Raw genomic sequence first — 18,976 nt, 5'->3', positions numbered from 1 at the left:
TGAATAATGAAGAAGATTCTTCTGGCTTCAGCCATTTCAGCCGCGATGGTTGCCTCTGTGCAGGCAAACGAGCACAGCGGTACTTACGCCTTCGATACCCAGGGCACGCACCAGTTCGTAACCTTCAAGATTTCCCATCTGGGCTACAGCTGGCTGTACGGTCGATTCAACGATTTTGATGGTGAGTTCACCTACGATGCGGACAACCCCGAAAACAGCTCTGTATCAGTAACGATCGATACCTCCAGCGTTGACAGCAACCATGCCGAGCGCGACAAGCATTTGCGCAGCGAAGACTTCCTGTATGTGAGTGAGTTCCCGGAAGCCACGTTCAAAAGCAAGCGCGTAGTGGTTGACGAGGCCGGTGAGGCGGACATCATTGGTGATCTGACTCTGCGTGGCGTTACCCGGGAAATCACCCTGGATGCTGAGCTGGTTGGCCACGGTGAAGACCCCTGGGGAGGCTATCGCATGGGTTTTGAGGCTGAAACCGAGTTGCGCCTGAAGGATTTTGGCATTCCCATGGATCTTGGCAAAGCCTCCGAAACCGTGGAAATCGAAATCTCGGTAGAAGGCATTCGCCAGTAATCGGATCCTTCCGGCGATGACGCGGCGGTCCGGTTAAACCCGGAACCGCCCTGTCTGTTGTTCCAGCTCCCTGACATAGCTCTCCAGCGATTTGGCAATGCCATCGATGGCTTTGGACCGATCGGCACTGGCCGCAGCCAGATCATTGATATCAGTAATGCTCCGGTTAATTTCATCTACCACCTGGGTCTGCTCTTCGGTGGCGGACGCCACACTGGTGTTGACGTCGGTGATACTGGAGATAGCTTCCAGAATGGCCTGGAGTTCCTGTTCCGCTTCCGTTGCCAGCCGTTCGGTTTCGGTGGCCTCCTTGCTGCCGGTCTCCATTACGCTCACGACGTCCGAAACACCGGTCTGCAGCGCGGTTATCATGGTCTGAATATCTTCTGTCGACTGGCCGGTGCGTTGCGCCAGAGTGCGGACCTCATCCGCCACCACGGCGAAGCCGCGGCCTTGCTCACCGGCCCTGGCAGCCTCAATGGCGGCGTTCAGAGCCAGCAGGTTGGTCTGCTCGGCAATGCCGCGAATGACATCCAGCACCGAAGTAATGTTGTCGGAATCCGCAGAAAGTTTGCGGATAACCTCAACCGCTTTGGAAATCTGTGCGGCCAGGCGGTGCACCTGTTTCGACGAGTTGCGGATGATCTGGGCGCTGTTGTTTCCCTTGGTTTCCGCTTCGCGAGTGATCTCTGCGGCGCGGGAGGCGTTCCCGGCTACTTCTTCAATCGCACTCTGCATTTCGTTGATAGCGGTGGCCACCATGGAAATGGAGTCGGTCTGGCGGGTCACACCATCGTTGTTGTCCCGGGCGGCAGTGGCCAGTTCGGTCGCACCCGCACCGAGATCGCGACTCAGATTCTGAATGGACCCGATCATGCCCTGCAGGTTTTCCAGTACCTGGTTGAAACTTCTGGCCAGTTTGCCGAGATCATCCTCGACCGTTACCGGAACCCGTTGAGTCAGGTCCCCTTCGCCCTGGGCAATGTTGTCGAGCTGATCCCGGAGAGCACTGATTGAGGAGATGATCAGTTTCATGAACACCGTGAACAGTGCGATGGCGATAATGATGGCAATCACGGTGATAGCGAGCACGGTGGCTGAGCTGGAGGTGCCTTCAGAGGAAGCCTCGGCCGAGCGTTGCTGGGCCTGCTCGTCAGCGTGGGAACCGGCGCTGTCGTAATAATTCCGGAGTTGATCGAACAGTGGCGCTGTTTCTCGTGCGGCGAGATCCCGGGCCTGTTGTGGGTTGCCGTTGGCCGCCAGTTCCATGACCTGCCGAGCGGATTGTTGCCAGCGATCAAAGGCGGTATTGAAACCCTGGGTGACGTCGGAGATGCCGGTTCCTGCCAGACGTTGTGCACTGTCCTGGAAGCGTTGCCTGGCCTGTTCGGCATTTTCATTGAAATCCGCCAGAGCTCCGGAGGTGTCCTCGTTGTTGAAGGCCTGGTCCAGCAGAGTCATCTGGGCCACCAGTGCCTGGTAGAGATCTCGGTCGCCATTGAGGATCTGGCTGACCGAAGGCAGGTAGGTGGCGGCTATGTCGTCGGTATCGGATACCAGGTTGCGTGCAGTCAGAACGCTGAAGACACCAACGATAACCAGGGCAAGCGCCGTGATGGCAAAAGGAAGTGCGATTTTTGTGCGGAGTCCGAGCTTTTTAAGAGCAGTCATCTAGCCCCCCGGGATTCGACGTTATTGTCTTATCCCAAGCGTAGCAGGGGGGGCAGATTTGTCACATTTGAGGATCCAGGCCCTTGATATAGTTCAGGATTTGCCGGCGGTTTCGGGGGATGAAGGTTCGTTGGTCTGTTCGCAGGCTCGGCAAAGATGCCGTTGGCGGAGGAACTGGGCGGCGAAAATAACGGCCCAGATCAGTACACCCGCCCAGATATAGGGCTTGGGAACCTGGAAGGTACCACTGATGGCAAACTCCACCAGGAGCATCAGGGCAACGGCCAGAACCGCATTGACCATGGCCGTAACCATGGCTTGCCCGCAGGCTTTGAGATTGGGTTTCATAGGTTTCCGCTTGTTCAGAGAGTAAACGGCGTTCTAATCACTGTGGCGAGAATACGGATCACCTTACAGACTCTCCATGCGGGAATTCCGCTATTGGAAATTGGTGTATCGGGGCTGGCGTCCATATAATGTGCGCCACAACATTGATAGGCATCCAAGGCAAAGAGGCGTCCATGCCAGAGTTTCAGACAACGGATGAAGGTTTCGAGCGGGTATCACTCCGGGACTACACCGAGAAGGCGTACCTGGACTATTCCATGTATGTCATTCTGGACCGGGCTCTGCCCAACGTAGGGGATGGGCTCAAACCCGTACAGCGGCGGATTGTATACGCCATGTCGGAGCTGGGGCTGAAGTCCACCTCCAAGTACAAGAAATCGGCTCGTACCGTGGGTGATGTGCTTGGTAAGTTCCACCCGCACGGCGACAGTGCCTGTTACGAGGCCATGGTGCTCATGGCCCAGCCGTTTTCCTACCGCTACCCGCTGGTAGACGGGCAGGGTAACTGGGGGTCTCCGGATGATCCCAAATCCTTTGCCGCCATGCGATATACCGAATCGCGGCTGGCACCCTTTGCGGAAGTGCTGCTCAGTGAGCTCGGGCAGGGAACCGTAGACTGGGTGCCAAACTTTGATGGCACCATGGAAGAACCCTCGGTGCTTCCGGCCCGGCTTCCGCACGTGCTGCTCAACGGTACCACGGGTATTGCCGTTGGTATGGCGACGGATATTCCGCCCCATAATGTTCGGGAAGTCACAGCCGCCTGTATTCGTTTGCTGGATCAGCCCGATGCGTCCGTGGATGAGTTGTGCGAACACATCAAAGGACCGGACTTCCCGACCAGGGCTGAAATCATCACTCCTCGCAAAGACTTGCGCCAGATGTACGAGACCGGTCGGGGGTCGCTGCGGATGCGCGCACGCTGGATTCGCGAGAATGGCGAAGTGGTGATCACTGATCTGCCCCACCAGGTCTCAGGAAACCGGGTGCTGGAGCAGATTGCCCAGCAGATGCAGACCAAGAAGCTGCCCATGGTGGCAGACCTGCGCGATGAATCGGATCATGAAAATCCGACCCGACTTGTGATCGTGCCCCGATCCAATCGGGTCGATCTGGACGGGCTGATGGCGCACCTGTTTGCCAGTACCGATCTTGAGAAGACCTATCGGGTCAATATCAACGTGATCGGTAACGACGGCCGGCCGGGCGTAAAAGGCCTGTACACCATCTTGACCGAGTGGCTGGCGTTCCGGAAAACGACGGTGACCCGTCGCCTGCAGCATCGCCTGGACAAGGTGCTGGCCCGGCTGCATCTGCTGGAAGGCCTGTTGATTGCCTACCTCAACATTGATGAGGTGATCGAGATTATCCGCACCGAAGACAAGCCCAAGGCCGAACTGATGGCGCGCTTTGGTTTGTCGGCGGAGCAGGCAGAGGCCATTCTGGAGCTGAAATTGCGGCACCTGGCCAAGCTGGAGGAAATGAAGATCCGCGGCGAGCAGGATGAGCTCTCCGCCGAGCGCGATGAGCTGCAGGCCATTCTGGGCTCTGAAGACCGGCTTCGCGAACTGATCAAGACCGAACTCCAGCAGGATGCCGAGACCTTTGGTGATGAGCGCCGTTCGCCGATTGTCGAGCGGAAAGAAGCCCGCGCCTTCAGCGAAACCGACCTGGTATCCAACGATCCGGTGACGGTGGTGCTGTCCGATAAGGGTTGGGTTCGCGCGGCCAAGGGTCACGACATTGACCCCGCTGGTCTCAGCTACAAGTCCGGCGACCGTTTTGCCCTGGCGGCGAAGGGGCGCAACAACCAGCAGGCGATTTTCCTCGATTCCACCGGCCGGGCCTATTCATTAATGGCCCACAGTCTGCCCTCTGCCAGGGGGCAGGGCGAGCCCCTGACCGGGCGAATCAATCCCCCCTCCGGAGCTACTTTCTCCGGTTTGTTGATGGGTAATCCCGAACGTAAGACACTGCTGGTCACCGACGGTGGCTATGGTTTCGTCACGTCGCTGAACGACATGATCAGCAAGAATCGCGCGGGCAAGGCCGTGGTCAGCGTGCCCAAAGGCGCCAGAATCATGCCTCCGGTGATGATTCCGGAAACGGCATCGACCCTGTATCTGGCGGCCATATCCAATGAGGGCCGCATGCTGGTGTTCCCGCTCAGCGAGCTGCCGGAGTTGGCCAAGGGTAAAGGTAACAAGATCATCAGCATTCCCTCCGCACGGGTGCAGAATCGCGAAGAATACGTGGTTGCGGTCGCCGTGTTCGGTGAAGAGGATCAGCTGGAAGTGAAAGCGGGTAAGCGCAAGCTGGGCCTGCGGTTTGGCGATCTTGAGCACTACCTGGGTGAACGGGGCCGTCGTGGTCATAAGCTGCCCCGGGGCCTGCAGCGTGTGGATGGTATTGATGTGATTCCGTCGGCGGCGCGAGCCGAGGAAGAAGCCCAGAGTGGGGAGACGACAGACAGTGAGTGAGCTGGTACTGGTAAACGTATCGGGCCGCGACAAACCCGGCCTGACCTCGGAAATCACCGGAATCATGGGGCGCTACGATGTCCGCATTCTGGATATTGGCCAGGCGGTTATTCATGACCATCTGACCTGGGGCATTCTGATTGAAATCCCGGATGAATCGAAATCCTCTCCGGTGATCCGTGACTTGCTGTTCCGGCTGCACGCGCTCGATCTGCAGGTGCATTTTGCGCCGATCACCGAGCAGGAATATCAGGCCTGGGCCGAGGGCCGCAACCGGGCCTGCTACATCGTGACCCTGCTGTCCCGGGACATCAAGGCTGAGCAGATTGCCAGGGTGTCGGCGATTACGGCGCGCCATGGCCTGAATATCGACAATATTACCCGGCTGTCAGCACGGCCATCACTGAATACCTCGGAAAACCGCATTGCCTGCGTCGAATTCTCGGTACGGGGAACACCCTCGGATCTTGAACAGCTTCGTGCCGATTTTCTGCACATTGCCGGCGAGATGAATGTGGATATCGCCTTCCAGGAAGATTCAATCTTCCGGCGCAACCGCCGGCTGGTGGTGTTCGACATGGACTCCACGCTGATTGAAGCGGAAGTGATCGACGAGCTGGCCCATGAAGCCGGGGTCGGCGAGCAGGTGGCTGAGATCACCGAACGCGCCATGCAGGGTGAACTGGATTTCAGCCAGAGCTTTGCCGAGCGCCTGGCCCTGTTGAAGGGGCTGGACGAGTCGGTGCTTGAAGGGATCGCCAACCGACTGCGCATGACCGAAGGGGCCGAGCACCTGATTCGCAGTCTGAAGGCGCTGGGCTATCGGACCGCCATCCTGTCTGGCGGCTTCACCTACTTTGCTCGTCATCTTCAGAGTAAGCTGGGCATTGACTATATCTACGCCAACGAGCTGGAAATTATCGACGGCAAAGTAACCGGTGAGGTGAAAGGTCAGATTGTAGATGGTAAGCGCAAGGCGGAGTTGTTGCTGGAAATAGCTGAGAAAGAGCACATTTCCCGGGAACAGGTGATTGCCGTTGGGGACGGCGCCAATGATCTGCCAATGCTCAGTCAGGCGGGCCTGGGAGTTGCTTTCCGGGCCAAGCCGCTGGTCAAGGAGTCGGCACGCCACTCCATCTCCACCCTGGGGCTGGATGCCATCCTGTACCTGATCGGGTTCCGGGAAAGCGAGACCAATCAAACGCTTCAGAATACCCACCTCTGAAACCAAAAAGGGCGAGAATGATCTCGCCCTTTTTGGTTAAGCCGCTATTGATCAGTTGTCGCCGAAGTCGTAGTTCATCTCCGGTACCGGCGCCTGCAGGTAGTAGCCCTGAATGTAATTCACGCCAGCCTGCCAGAGCGTCGCCAGAACACCAGCGTTCTCCACCAGCGGAATGATGGTCAGCTTGCCGGCGTTCTGCAGGCTCTTGACCATTTCCTTGACCTGCTCTTTGGCTTCGTCACTCTTCTGGATCTCTTCGGTGAAGGAACCGTCGATCTTCACATAGTCCGCTTCAATGTGCTTGAGGGTGTTGAACGGATTGAGTGCGCAGCCGAACTGGGAGATGGATACCTTGCTGTGCAGTTCGTGCACCGCCCTGGTGAATTCCTTGGCCTGCTTCATGTAGTTATTGGCATCGCCCTCGCGGATCTGGAAGATCAGCGAATCTCCCGGCAAACGGGCGGCCTTGAGGGCAACGCTGAGCCAGGGCGTGAAGGTCTTGTCCTGCAGCGTCTCGGCTGTGATGTTCAGGAACAGGCGAGTGTCGTGGCCCCTTGAGCGGTGGCTCGATAGCTGCTTGATGGTTTGCAGGATAACCCAGCGGTCGATCTTGATGGCGGTATCGCTGGGTCCCATCGGCGGCAGGAAGTCATACGGCGAGACTTCTTCGTTGTCTTTGTTGAGCATCCGGACAAAGGCCTCGTAATGCTCCTCACCCTCACCGCGCAGGTTGATGATGGGCTGGAACAGCAGCCGGAAACGGTTATCGTCCAGAGCCTTGAGAATGGCCTCCACCGAGTTGGTTTCATCAAGGCTCTCGTATTCAGCCGGGTTATAGACCAGGATGCCGTTGCCACGCTCGTGGCCTTCCTGTTTTTTCACATCGGCCGAGGCAGTATGGGCCCGGCCCATGAGTTCTTCGGCCTTTGGTGAGTTTTCCGTGATCGCGGCGATACCGATGGACACGGTCAGCGGAACCGTCCGGCCGTTGATGTCGAACAAGTGGTCCTCGACCGCTTTACGGATGCGCTCGCACAGACTTTCCATGCTGGCTTCATCACAGGGCAGGCACATGACGCAGAAGGCATCGTCGCTCAGGCGGGCCAGGGTAACCTCGTCGCCGGCCTGTTCCCGAAGCAGGGTGGCGAGATCGCCCAACAACAGATCCGCGCCGGAGATGCCGACCTGGCTCTTCATGCTCAGGAAATTATCCAGGGCAATGTAGGCAAGGGCGCCGGTCTTGTTGTCCTTGCCAGCCGTGGCGATAGCCTGGGCCAGGGCATCCATCAGGTACTGACGATTGTACAGGCCGGTCAGCAAATCCTGGCTGCTGATCTGTTTCAGCTTTTCCTCCAGCTCTGCATCACTGTGTTCCGGTTGCAGAACGATCTGGGTGCAGGCCTCTCCGTCGTAGGTGGCTGCGGACACCGACATGGTGACATTCAATTCGTGGTCGTCACTGCGGCGCGCGGTGCAGTTCAGAGTCATGCCATCTTTGCGCTCTTCGGCGAACGCTTTCATGAACTCCTTGTACTTCTCCTGGCTTTCCGGCGTAAGGGTATCGAGCACCGGAATACAAATCAGTTCGTCGATGTCGTCGTAGCCCAGGAATTCCATATAGGACTGGTTGGCATAGATGTGCATGCCATCGTTGATGTAGGCGATGGCATCTTTCGAGCTTTCCAGCAGCAACTGGCAACGCTGCTCGGCTTCACGCAGATGCGATTCCAGCACCCGGCGTTTGCGACGTTCCTCAAGGGCCGCCAGCTCACGCTTGACCACCAGAACGAGCTGGTCGGTGTACTGAAAGGGCACGGCATCCTGGGCACCGGCACGGATAATATTGACGGTACGCTCGCGGCTGTATTCCTCGGTCAGCAGAACGAAGGGGATGTCCTTGTCCATGCGCTTGACCATGGCCAGAGCATCGTCTGCCCCGAATTCCTGTTCCAGGTCGCGTGCCAGCAGCAAGTCCCAGTTGGAGGTCTTGAGCGCTTCTTCCAGATCTTCTTCCGAGGTAATCCGGTGAGCGCGGGTAGCCTTGCCGGAGTTGCGGAGCAAGCTGACTATGGATTCCGCATCGTTTTGTGATGGGTCAAGAATCAGCAGGTGTACGGTCGTGTTTTTCTTCTGCATTCGTCAGACGTCTCGTGGTGCCGGATATTCACGGATGAATGATGCAGGGGTTGGCCAGCAATAACAACCCTGGCCATGCCGGCAGTTGACGGGCCGCACTATTTAAAGCGACGGCCACAGTGAGTCAAATTCGTCTTCCGTAGTGCCTGGCGTTGATGGGGGAGCACCACGGCCGGCAGTTGGGGTGATGGGATTCTGGAGTTTCAGCTCGAACTGGCTGATGCTGCCAGTGGCCGAGACCTTTTTCAGTAGCTGTCCCTGGTCTTCCCGGCCATCGTGCAGCAGCGAGATCCGGCTGCCGGTCTGGAACGGCAGTCGCGGGGTAATCAGTGTCGCGGCCTGATTGACCACGCTGATCTCAGGTAGCAACAGACCCCGGAGGTACTCACTGCTGTTACCGACCTTCTGGATCAGTCGCACGGCACAGGGCGCGGCGCTCGGTGCCAGCAGTTCGATACCAACCTGAGTACCCTGATTGCGGATCTGGCGCAGCCAGCGCACAACGGCAATGCTCCAGGGGTGCGAGCTCTGTTCTCGTACACCCAGAATTTCACCGGCCTGGAGTGACGCCGGGACATTGCTCTCCCAAGCTACGCAGTAGCCGCCCGGGCTGGTGTTGACCAGTAGCGCATGGTGCGATCGCGGCCGGTTTTTGTCCTGGCTGCCGGAGGGCTGATGACTGCCACCACTGGTACGGAAGTTGATCGGGGCATCGGCAGAATGCAGCCGGTCTTCGTTCGGGCCGGCATCGTGTGCGCCGGACCAGGCATCTGCCTTGCGATTGGCATTCCGGATAAACAGGTTATCGGATTCGAGATGACTGCTTTCGTTGCCATCCAGGAACTCCGAGAACGCTTTCTGGCCGGCTACGAAGTAGTGCGCAGCGGTGAGACCTACGCACACTTCCAGCGTGCCCTGGCTGGCGATGCGGTTAAAGTTGCGCTTGGCCAGAATGCCGAGTGCCTGGCTCAGGTGCGTAAGTAAGGTATCGCTCACCGTGGAGGGAATCTTGAGAGCTTCGCCTCCATGGCCGTCTTGGCGCCTGGCGTGCAGGGTCTCTGCCAGCAGGGTGGACAGATCGCGGGTGTCGAAGCTGAAGCTTTCATTGCCCGGTGTATTTTCGAGCAGGCTGCGGTAGACCGGCGGATTGTCTTTTTCCATATTGATGACGAACAGGCTGTCGGGGCCCAGATCCGGGGCACACTGGCAGTGCTCGGTCCAGGATTCGAACAGGTCATATACCTGTGTCAATTCGGCCTGACGCAGTTGGTTAGGCCGCGCACAGCCAAGCAGAAGAATACGTTTGTAGCTGTCGACAACCGTACTGGCTCGTCGGTGCGTGAGGGTGTCGTCATCCACCTCCATGTTGGCCAGTTTGTTCCGGTGCGCAAAACGGAACATGCGATGGCATTCCAGCCAGCTGCTGGCCGGGCTCGGACAATACAGTTGATGGGACCGAAGTATGGTGGCGGCCAGCTCCGACATTGCCCTATGGATTGCCGTGGCAATTTGGCGCCGGTGTTTGTCTACTCCGCCATTGTCGACGTATTCAAGCAGACAAAGCTTGTACCCGGCGGCCAGATGCAGCTGAAGTGCCTGGGTCAGATTGGCAATCTTTCGTTGCTTTTCAGGCAGCGCGATGGCGAGCCCGAGGAAGTGTCGCGATAGCTCATTACAGACAAAATGAATCTTGTCCCGCACGATTTCCAGAAATTGCAGGCGCTGGAGCGGCGACAGGAACAGATGGTTCAGCTCAATGATCGCGTGATATAGCTGACGAGATGCCTCACCGGTATTGGCCATCGGCAACTGATCCGCCCAGGCGCGAAAGGCCTTGGGGCTGGTGTCGCAAAACGACAGGCTGGCTGTTTTCTGTTCAGGAACCTTGAGCTCTGGTTTCAGGATCTTACCATCCATGTTCTCACGCCAATGTCGGGACCGCGGTAGTTGTAACTCAGCGAAAACGCCGAAAATACAGGTCGTTATTGTTTATGGATCTTGCACTTTAAGATAGCAAAGCAACGACAAAAAGCGAGAAAATCACGAGTTGACAATCTTTGACAAGTGAAAATGGGCCATCTTTTGCGACAGGTCTCACGAGCCCAGGTCCAGCGGGGTCTTGCTGGCGCGGCCGGGAAGCTCCCGAACCAGCTTTGGAACCAGGAAGCCGGGCAGATTTTCCAGCATTTCGTTAACTATCCGGATGGCGTCGGTGTCACTCACGGAGAAGTGCCGGGCACCGGAGACGGGATCAAAGGCGTGCAGGTAATAGGGCATAACCCCCGCTTCGAACAGCGTCTCGCTCAAGGCTGAGAGTGTGGCGCTGCTATTGTTGACACCTCTGAGGATGACGCTCTGGTTCAGCAGGGTAACCCCGGCCTCGCTCAGACGTCGGAATGCCTGGCGGGTGGCCTGGTCTATTTCTGCCGGGTGATTCACGTGCACCACCAGGACCTTTTGCAGTCGGGTTCGGGACAGCCAGTCAATCAGGCTGTCGCATACCCGCTGTGGTATCACCACGGGCAGGCGGGAATGAATGCGCAACCGGCGAAGATGGGGGATGTCACCAAGCAGTTCGGCCCATTGCGAGAGCAGGCGGTCGTTCACTGCCAGTGGGTCACCACCACTGAAAATCACTTCGTTGATTTCCGGGCTGGCGGACAGGCTGTCGATGACCTGGCGTCGGTCTTCCGGCCCAAGACGGTGATCGCCGTAGGGAAAATGCCGACGAAAACAGTAGCGGCAATTGATAGCGCATTGTCCCGTGATCATGAGCAAGGCACGGCTGGTGTATTTGCGAATAAGGCCGGTGGTCTGGATGGCCGACGCCTCTTCCAGCGGGTCCGATACGAAATCGGGATGAACCTCCGCCTCCTGGGCGACAGGAAGTACTTGCCGCAGCAAGGGGTCATCCGGGTTGCCTGGCTCAATCCGTGCCAGGTAGGGCTCGGGCACCCGGATCGGAAACAGTCTGTGGCCGCAGGCGGCGCCTCTGTACCAGTCCTCCGGAGCGAGCCCCAGACGTTCCAGCAGTTGTTCCGGCGTCGTGACCGATTGGCTCAGTATCTGTTGCCAGTCCGGTGTGTTGCCTGGTTCAACCCGGACATCGGGTGGATGGCTGGCATCGCGGGCTTCTATACGGGCGGGGGTTCGCTGTATCATAGCGACCTTTGAAATTTTAACGACAGTCTGTCAGGTGGACATTTCATGGCTTCATATTCTACCAACGAATTTCGCAGCGGTCTCAAGGTTTTGCTGGATGGCGACCCTTGTATCATGCTCGAGAATGAATTCGTCAAGCCGGGCAAGGGCCAGGCATTCAACCGGGTCAAGCTGCGCAACCTCATGACCAACCGGGTGTGGGAGCGTACCTTCAAATCCGGAGAGTCTCTGGAAGCGGCCGACGTTGTCGAGCAGGATATGGAATACCTGTATACCGATGGCGAGTTCTGGCACTTCATGCTGACTGATGGCTCATTCGAGCAGTACGCGGCTGATGCCAAGGCGGTTGGCGATACCGTCAAGTGGCTGAAAGAGCAGGACGTTTACACCGTGACTCTGTACAACGGCGCGCCGCTGACCGTGACCCCGCCGAACTTTGTCGAGCTGGAAGTGGTTGATACCGATCCCGGCATGAAAGGCGACACTGCCCAGGGTGGCTCCAAGCCCGCGACCCTGTCCACAGGTGCCGTTGTGAACGTGCCCCTGTTCATCACCATTGGTGAGGTGCTGAAGGTTGATACTCGCTCCGGTGAATACGTCAACCGTGTCAAAAGCAGCTGATCATCGATCATGACTGATCGCCCTGTCTGGCAGCCCTCTGCCTCCCGGGCCGCTCTGGAAAGCCGCGCACAGCTTCTGGCCCACGTGCGCGGCTTTTTTTCTGAGCGGCGGGTGCTGGAGGTAGAAACCCCGGTACTGGGACGCCACGGCGTAACCGACGTCAATCTCGACGGCATTCCCTCTGCGGTCGACGCTGGCGGCGTTCAGGGGGGCTGGTTGCAGACGTCCCCTGAGTATCACATGAAGCGGCTGCTGGCCGCAGGTTCAGGATCAATATTCCAGATTGCCCGAGTGTTTCGTAACGGTGAGCGCGGCAAACGTCACAATCCGGAATTCTCCATGCTGGAGTGGTACCGCGTTGGCTTTGACGATCAACAACTGATGCGGGAAGTCTCGGATCTGGTCTGTGGCTGGCTGGAGTGCTCGCCTCCGGTAACCCTGAGCTACCGTGAGGCGATGCAGTCCATTGCGGGTATCGACCCGATGACCATCACCGACCGGGACCTTGAACGCTACTGTGAACAGTGGCTGGAGCCGGAACAGCTGGCCGGCCTCGGCCGGGATGGCTGCCTGGATCTGGTGATGAGTTTCGTGGTGGAACCGGAATTGGGCCGAGAGCAACCGGTTTTCATTAACCGCTATCCCGCCTCTCAGGCAGCTCTGGCGCGCATCTCTGAGCATCAGGGCTTTAGAGTGGCGCACCGGTTTGAGCTCTACATCAATGGTCTCGAGCTGTGTAACGGTTACTGGGAGTTGACGGATCCGGCCGATCAGCGAGCCCGTTTTGCCGCGGATAACCGGCTCCGGCGTGCCAGTGGCAAGCCGGAGATGGCGCTGGACGAGCCTTTTCTGGCGGCGCTGGAGACAGGCCTGCCGGAATGCGCCGGTGTGGCCATGGGACTCGACCGGCTGTTGATGCTCAAGCTGGGCAGTCGCAATATTCAGGACGTGATTGCGTTTCCGATTGAGCGGGCCTGAGCCCTGCTATTTGACGTTCAGTTTGCCGAAGGCTTCACCCAGCTGTACCGTTTTCTCGGCCACCTGGTTCGGTTGCCATTTAACTGCACCCTTGGGCATCACCAGCACGACGGTTGAGCCCAGGCGGAAACGGCCCATTTCCTGACCTTTTTCAAACGTAACGGCATCGTCTCCGTGGTACTGCCATTGCATAACTTTGCCGGAATTGGGCGCTACCACGCCGGCCCAGGTGGTTTCCACGCTGCCCACAATCATCGCGCCGACCAATACCATAGCCATGGGGCCCGCCTCGGTGTCGAACAGGCAAGCCACCCGTTCGTTTCGGGCGAACAGGTTCGGCACATTTTCGGCGGTTACCGGATTGACTGAGAACAGCTTCCCGGGTACGTAGACCATTTCTTTCAGGGTGCCAGCCATGGGCATGTGAATACGGTGGTAATCCTTGGGCGACAGGTAAATAGTGGCGAACTCGCCTTCCCGGAAGGGCTCGGCCCGTTCGTCATCGCCGCCGAGCAGTTCAGTGAGACTGAATGACTGTCCCTTGGCCTGGAATACACGGTCTGTGCTGATCTGGCCAATCTGGCTGATGGCGCCGTCCACCGGGCTGGTGAGGGTTTCCGGTGCGGGGTCTATGGTGCGAGCGCCCGGCTTGAGTGCACGGGTAAAAAACGCGTTGAACGTGGGGTAGGCGGTAAAGTCTGGCTCAGCGGCCTCGCTCATGTTCACGCCATAGCGGCCGATAAACCATTTGATCACACGGTTTTTCAGGGCTGGAGTGCTCTCGCTGTCGGCCAGACGGCCTGCCAGGCGGGAAACCGCCAGCTGGGGTGTGACGTATTGGCTAAGAACAAACAGTTTATCAAGCATTCCGAGAGACTCTTGCGATCATAAAGCGCGGTAGTCTACCAAACCCGGCGCAGTGTATAGAAATTGTTTCACAGCTTCGCTGTTACGGTTGATGCTTGCTATTATCAGATCACATTTTGGGTGTTCCCGGCTGAGCCAGCTTCGGGTAGTAACCGGCCCCGGCCGTTAACCAGACAAAAGGCGTGCATAGTCACCATGTTATTGATCATTGGAGCTGTGGTCGTTGTTGCGTGCGTTCTTGGTGGGTACGTTCTGCACGGCGGCAATCTGGCGGTTTTGTGGCAGCCGACAGAAATCCTGATTATCGGCGGAGCGGCCGTTGGTTCATTTATCATCGCCAACCCGTTACACACGGTAAAAGAGGTGTTTCAGGCGTGTATCCGGTTGCTGACCGGGTCTCCTTTCAATAAATCCTATTACATGGATTTGTTAAGTCTGCTCTATGAGGTGTTCGACAAGTCCCGCAAGCAGGGCGTCATGGCCATTGAGGAGGACATCGATAATCCGGAGTCGAGCCAGATCTTCAGTCGTTATCCGGCGATTATGAAATCCCGGCACCTGCTGGATTTCATCACCGATTACCTGCGCATCATCAGCTCCGGCAATATGGCGCCGCATGAGCTGGAAGGCATGATGGAAAACGAAATCGAAAATCGACAGCACGAGCTTGAAGAGCCTGCTCATGCGGTCAACAAGATTGCTGATGCTCTGCCAGGGCTGGGTATCGTTGCCGCCGTGCTCGGGATCGTTATCACCATGGGGTTCCTCACGGAAGGGCCGGAGAAAATCGGCTTGAGCGTTGCGGCCGCACTTGTTGGTACCTTTCTGGGCATCTGGATGGGGTATGGTTTTGTCGGGCCAACCTCGATTGCGCTTGAGCATGCCGCCAAATATGAGCTGAAAGCCTACGAATGTGTTAAATCGGCCATTGTCGCGACGGTGTCAGGACAGGCTCCCCAAATGGCAATCGAATTTGGGCGCAAGGCACTCCCTACCGAAAAGCGGCCGGGATTTCAGGAGCTCAATGACCACGTTCGCTCAAAGTAACAAAAAGCCTGGTTAGCCTCGGAGAGTATCTTGGAAGAACAGCCGATCATCATCAAACGCAAAAAAAAGGTTGTCGGCGGGCATCACGGCGGCTCCTGGAAAGTTGCGTTTGCCGATTTTGCGACCGCGATGATGGCGTTTTTTCTGGTGCTCTGGCTCACCGCCACGGCGAGCCCCGAACAGAAAAGGGCGGTCGAAGGCTACTTCAAGGATCCTGTTGGCTTTACCGAAGGCGGCTCGCCCAACCCGGTAGACCTTGAGGGCAGTGCCTCGGTCATTGAGGAATCTACCCAGGATCAGGAGGCCAGCACCATTCAAATTGAAGACGAGGTGGTGGATGAACTGGCGGACACTCTGGAGCAGCGCCGAATGCAGGAGCTTTTCCAGGAGTTGCAGGAACGGATCGAGCAGAATCAGACCCTGCAGGAGTTCAAGGATCAGTTGCTGATCGATATTACTGACGAAGGCCTGAGAATTCAGATTGTAGACCGGTCTGGTCGGCCCATGTTCGACAGTGGCCGGGCAGAGTTGAAGTACTACTCTCAGGACATTCTGTTTGAACTGGCCAAGACCCTGGGGTCAGTCAACAACAAGCTTAGTATTACCGGCCATACCGATGCCACGCCGTTCAGTGGCCGGCCGGGTTACACCAACTGGGAGTTGTCGGCTGACCGTGCCAATACCGCGCGGCGAGCTCTGGTTGCCGGTGGCGTCCGGCTGGAGCAGATTGCCAGGGTGGTGGGGTTAAGTGATTCGGTGCTGTTCGACAAGGACAATCCCACGGCTCCGGTGAACCGACGCATTTCCATTATTGTCCTGAATAAAAAGACCGCCGACAGTATTGAGACCGGGGCCGGGCGTTCCGATCAGCCGCTGATTGATCTCACGCGTCCAACGGAGGAGCAGGAGCAGCAGGCCCGGGAGCAGTTAGAAGACGGAGAGTGGTTCCAGCCGAAAGAAGAGCCTGCGCCCGGCGAGCTCAATTGGTAGCTTTGATCCGGGGGCTCAGGTCAGTTTGAGCCCGCGGGCCTGCTGATCGGTCATATCCTGAAGGATGCGATGAAAGCTCTTCAGGCGTTCCGGTGAAATCTCTCCGGCCTCGGCGGCGGCATCCAGGGCGCAGCCTGGGTCGCCCATGTGCCGGCAGTTGCGGAATTTACAGAGCCCGATCAGCGGCCGGATTTCCCGGAAGCCGTATTCCACTTCCTGCGGCGTCATGTGCCACAGGCCGAACTCCCGGATACCCGGAGAATCGATCAAATCCCCCCCACCAGGCAGGTGGAACAGTTTGGCCGTGGTGGTGGTATGCACGCCCTTGCCGGTGCTCTCGGAGACCGCGCCTACCCGTAGCAGTTCATCCGGTAACAGCGTCTGAATGATGGAAGACTTGCCTACGCCGGACTGGCCCACAAAGACGCTGGTCTGATTCCGCACCAGAGCTTCCACTTCCGGGGCTGGCGTGCCCGCGGTTTCTGCGGCTGAAGTGCGCGCCACCTCATAGCCCAGCGCCTGATATCTGGCCAGCAGGGCTTCGATCTGATCCCGGTTGCCGTCGTTAATCAGATCTGTCTTGTTCAGGAGGATGACCGCCGGAATGTCAGAGCTTTCAGACGCCACCAGATAACGATCGATCAGGTTGTCGTGGGGCTCCGGCTCGGGGGCAATGACCAGAATGATATGGTCGATATTGGCGGCCACCGGTTTTAGCGCGCCAAAGTTGTCCGGGCGCTGCAGCAGGTTTTCCCGTTCACAGCGGGCAACAATCACGCCGGTTTTGCTTTTGCCCGGTCGCCAGACCACCCGGTCTCCGGTCACCAGGCTGTCAATGTTGGCTCTGACGAAACAGCGGAACACCTGCCCGGATTCCGGGCCTTCAAGCGCCTCGATATCCAGTTGCTGGCCGTAGTGTGCAATCACCAGTCCATTCTGCTCAGGACCAAGCTCACCGGCGGCGGCTTGTTCTTCCACCGCTTTTTCCTTGCGTGCAGCTCTCACCGTCCGTTCTTTCTGGATCTTTTCGATGCGCCATTGCTGGCGTTTGTTCAATCGTCGTTTTGCCATCTGCGTTCAATCGGTTAACCGGCGTTTGGGTATCACATCATACGTGAATCGTGGACAATACACAGAACTTCATCCACCCGACAAAACGGCATAGGTAACAGCGAGATGAGTAACGGCGACCGCCTGATCTGGATTGACCTGGAAATGACCGGTCTGGATCCCGAGCAAGAACGCATTATCGAGATGGCCAGCATCATCACCGACTCCCAGCTGAATATCGTGGCAGAGGGGCCGGTGATTGCCATTCACCAACCCGACAGCCTGCTGGAGCAGATGGATGAATGGTGTACCCGCACCCATGGTGCCAGTGGTCTGACCCAACGGGTCAAAGAGAGTACCATCAGCGAGGCAGAGGCCGAGCAGCAAACCCTCGAGTTTCTGGGCAAACATCTTGAGCCAGGACAATCCCCGCTCTGTGGCAACAGTATTGGTCAGGATCGGCGGTTTCTGGTGAAATACATGCCCAAACTGGAAGCCTTCTTCCACTACCGCAATCTCGATGTCTCAACGGTAAAGGAGCTGGCCCGCCGCTGGCGCCCGGACGTGCTGGAAGGAGTCAAGAAACACGGCAGTCATCTGGCTCTGGACGATATCCGTGACTCCATCAATGAACTGCGTCACTACCGGGATCATTTCTTCAAGCTATAGTCCGTGCTGTTTCAAGGCCCAGGCCACGTGCTCGCGGACCAGTTCCGACGGGTGGTCGGCCCGGGCTTTGAGTGCCTCCACCACCGGAATGGTGCTGGGGGCGTTGCCCAGTCCCACCGCCAGATTCCTGAGCCAGTTTTCATAGCCGGTGCGCCGTATTGCTGACCCTTCCGTGCGCTTCAGAAACTCCTGCTCGGTCCACAGGAACAGCTCCGCCAGGGATGAATTGTCCAGACCATGCCTCGGTTTGAAGTCTTCCTCGTCGGTGGGCTTGTTGAACTTGTTCCAGGGGCAGACCAACTGACAATCGTCGCAGCCGAATACCCGGTTGCCCATTTGTGAACGCAGCTCCTCCGGGATCGGTCCTTTCAGTTCAATAGTGAGATAGCTGATGCAGCGCCGGGCATCCAGTAGGTGAGGGCCTACAAAGGCGTCGGTCGGGCATACGTCCAGGCAAGCAGCGCAAGAGCCGCAGTGTTGGCTGTCGAACGGTGCATCCAGGGGCAGAGGGGCATTGGTGAAGATTTCACCCAGAAAAAAGAACGAACCGGCTTTGGGGTGAATCAGCATGTTGTTTTTGCCAATCCAACCCAGTCCGGCCCGTTGCGCCAGTCCGCGCTCAAGTACCGGCGCGCTGTCGACAAATGCCCGGTAGTCATAGCCGTTGACAGCCTCGTCAATCCATTTTGCCAGCGTGGCCAGGCGTTTGCGCATCAGTTTGTGGTAGTCGCGCCCCAGGGCGTAGCGAGTAACGTAGGCCCGTTCCCGGTCAGTAAGCACTTGTTTCGGGTTGTCAGGTGCTGGCAGGTAATCCAGTCGGACGGAAATGACCCGGGTGGTCCCGGGTACCAGGGAGTCGGGTGTGTAACGTTTGTCGCCATGGTCGGCCATGTAGGCCATCTGGCCGTGGTAACCTGCTGCCAGCCAGCGCTGCAGGCGTTCAGCGTGAGGCCCCGTCTCCGCCTGGGTAATCCCGGCATCGGAAAAGCCCAGCTCCCGTGCCCAACGGCGGATCTGTGCAGGCAGGTCCGCGAGCTCTGTATGGAGCGTTTCTGAAGCTGGGTGTTCTGGAGTAACGGCCATAGTGGACTGCTGGCAGGTGCGGCCCTGCGAAGATTTAATTTGATTAAGTTATGACCTTTTT

General features: G+C 57.8%; 16 protein-coding genes. 8 read left to right on the top strand and 8 right to left on the bottom strand.

What is annotated here, in order from left to right:
• The first annotated feature begins 6 nt into the window (after positions 1 to 6).
• Positions 7 to 588 (top strand): YceI family protein, encoded by a 582-nt coding sequence (locus ARC85_RS08185; RefSeq protein WP_011786235.1) that lies wholly within the window; start codon positions 7 to 9, stop codon positions 586 to 588.
• Between the two features lie 33 nt (positions 589 to 621).
• Here ARC85_RS08185 and ARC85_RS08180 read toward each other — a convergent pair whose 3' ends face one another.
• The gene (locus ARC85_RS08180) at positions 622 to 2,259 is read right to left on the bottom strand and encodes a methyl-accepting chemotaxis protein (RefSeq protein ID WP_226595631.1); all 1,638 of its coding nucleotides are present in this window, start codon (positions 2,257 to 2,259) and stop codon (positions 622 to 624) included.
• Between the two features lie 93 nt (positions 2,260 to 2,352).
• On the bottom strand, positions 2,353 to 2,607 hold the full coding sequence (locus tag ARC85_RS08175; protein ID WP_273030403.1) for a hypothetical protein: 255 nt from the start codon (positions 2,605 to 2,607) through the stop codon (positions 2,353 to 2,355).
• Positions 2,608 to 2,780: 173 nt separating this feature from the next.
• On the opposite strand from ARC85_RS08175, the gene parC reads away from it, so the two are divergent.
• On the top strand, positions 2,781 to 5,087 hold the full coding sequence (parC, locus tag ARC85_RS08170; RefSeq protein ID WP_273030402.1) for a DNA topoisomerase IV subunit A: 2,307 nt from the start codon (positions 2,781 to 2,783) through the stop codon (positions 5,085 to 5,087).
• Positions 5,080 to 6,312 (top strand): phosphoserine phosphatase SerB, encoded by a 1,233-nt coding sequence (gene serB / locus ARC85_RS08165; protein ID WP_014422162.1) that lies wholly within the window; start codon positions 5,080 to 5,082, stop codon positions 6,310 to 6,312. Before parC ends, serB begins: the two co-directional genes overlap by 8 nt.
• Positions 6,313 to 6,363: 51 nt before the next feature.
• Here the strand turns inward: serB and ARC85_RS08160 are convergent, their stop codons facing one another.
• The 3 genes from ARC85_RS08160 to epmB all read right to left on the bottom strand — a co-directional run bounded on the left by ARC85_RS08160 (position 6,364) and on the right by epmB (position 11,610).
• Positions 6,364 to 8,448, bottom strand: coding sequence for an EAL domain-containing response regulator (locus ARC85_RS08160; protein WP_114434164.1), 2,085 nt, complete (start codon positions 8,446 to 8,448; stop codon positions 6,364 to 6,366).
• Between the two features lie 102 nt (positions 8,449 to 8,550).
• On the bottom strand, positions 8,551 to 10,365 hold the full coding sequence (locus tag ARC85_RS08155) for a cyclic-di-GMP receptor FimW-related protein (protein ID WP_286714694.1): 1,815 nt from the start codon (positions 10,363 to 10,365) through the stop codon (positions 8,551 to 8,553).
• Between the two features lie 177 nt (positions 10,366 to 10,542).
• Entirely contained in the window at positions 10,543 to 11,610 is a 1,068-nt protein-coding gene (epmB, locus tag ARC85_RS08150) for an EF-P beta-lysylation protein EpmB (protein ID WP_183576509.1), read from the bottom strand.
• 45 nt (positions 11,611 to 11,655) lie between these two features.
• Here epmB and efp point away from each other — a divergent pair, with 45 nt between their 5' ends.
• Both efp and epmA read left to right on the top strand, forming a co-directional pair.
• A complete protein-coding gene (gene efp, locus ARC85_RS08145; protein ID WP_011786227.1) occupies positions 11,656 to 12,231 on the top strand; it encodes an elongation factor P in 576 nt (191 codons plus the stop codon).
• Between the two features lie 9 nt (positions 12,232 to 12,240).
• A complete protein-coding gene (gene epmA / locus ARC85_RS08140) occupies positions 12,241 to 13,209 on the top strand; it encodes an EF-P lysine aminoacylase EpmA (RefSeq protein ID WP_228223854.1) in 969 nt (322 codons plus the stop codon).
• A gap of 6 nt (positions 13,210 to 13,215) precedes the next feature.
• Here the strand turns inward: epmA and asd are convergent, their stop codons facing one another.
• Positions 13,216 to 14,076: an archaetidylserine decarboxylase gene (asd, locus tag ARC85_RS08135; RefSeq protein ID WP_022991415.1), complete on the bottom strand. Its 861-nt coding sequence runs from the start codon at positions 14,074 to 14,076 to the stop codon at positions 13,216 to 13,218.
• Between the two features lie 195 nt (positions 14,077 to 14,271).
• Between asd and motA the strand changes: the two genes are divergently transcribed.
• Positions 14,272 to 15,123 carry a flagellar motor stator protein MotA gene (gene motA / locus ARC85_RS08130; protein WP_141067191.1) on the top strand — a complete coding sequence of 284 codons (852 nt, stop codon included), beginning with the start codon at positions 14,272 to 14,274 and terminating at the stop codon, positions 15,121 to 15,123.
• A 30-nt stretch (positions 15,124 to 15,153) separates the two neighbouring features.
• Complete coding sequence (gene motB, locus ARC85_RS08125; RefSeq protein WP_222448943.1) at positions 15,154 to 16,113, top strand: flagellar motor protein MotB; 960 nt, start codon at positions 15,154 to 15,156, stop codon at positions 16,111 to 16,113.
• A gap of 15 nt (positions 16,114 to 16,128) precedes the next feature.
• Here motB and rsgA read toward each other — a convergent pair whose 3' ends face one another.
• The gene (gene rsgA / locus ARC85_RS08120) at positions 16,129 to 17,184 is read right to left on the bottom strand and encodes a small ribosomal subunit biogenesis GTPase RsgA (RefSeq protein WP_286714693.1); all 1,056 of its coding nucleotides are present in this window, start codon (positions 17,182 to 17,184) and stop codon (positions 16,129 to 16,131) included.
• 105 nt (positions 17,185 to 17,289) lie between these two features.
• Here rsgA and orn point away from each other — a divergent pair, with 105 nt between their 5' ends.
• Complete coding sequence (gene orn / locus ARC85_RS08115) at positions 17,290 to 17,832, top strand: oligoribonuclease (protein WP_114434167.1); 543 nt, start codon at positions 17,290 to 17,292, stop codon at positions 17,830 to 17,832.
• Here orn and queG read toward each other — a convergent pair.
• Positions 17,827 to 18,915, bottom strand: a complete 1,089-nt coding sequence (queG, locus tag ARC85_RS08110) for a tRNA epoxyqueuosine(34) reductase QueG (protein WP_014422155.1) — start codon at positions 18,913 to 18,915, stop codon at positions 17,827 to 17,829. The two genes, orn and queG, sit on opposite strands and share 6 nt — an antisense overlap.
• Positions 18,916 to 18,976 lie beyond the last annotated feature (61 nt).

It is taken from the genome of Marinobacter sp. tcs-11 (genome assembly GCF_002049515.1).
GTDB classification, from domain to species: Bacteria; Pseudomonadota; Gammaproteobacteria; order Pseudomonadales; family Oleiphilaceae; genus Marinobacter; species Marinobacter nauticus.
This window is presented reverse-complemented; position numbering and strand designations above follow the sequence as displayed.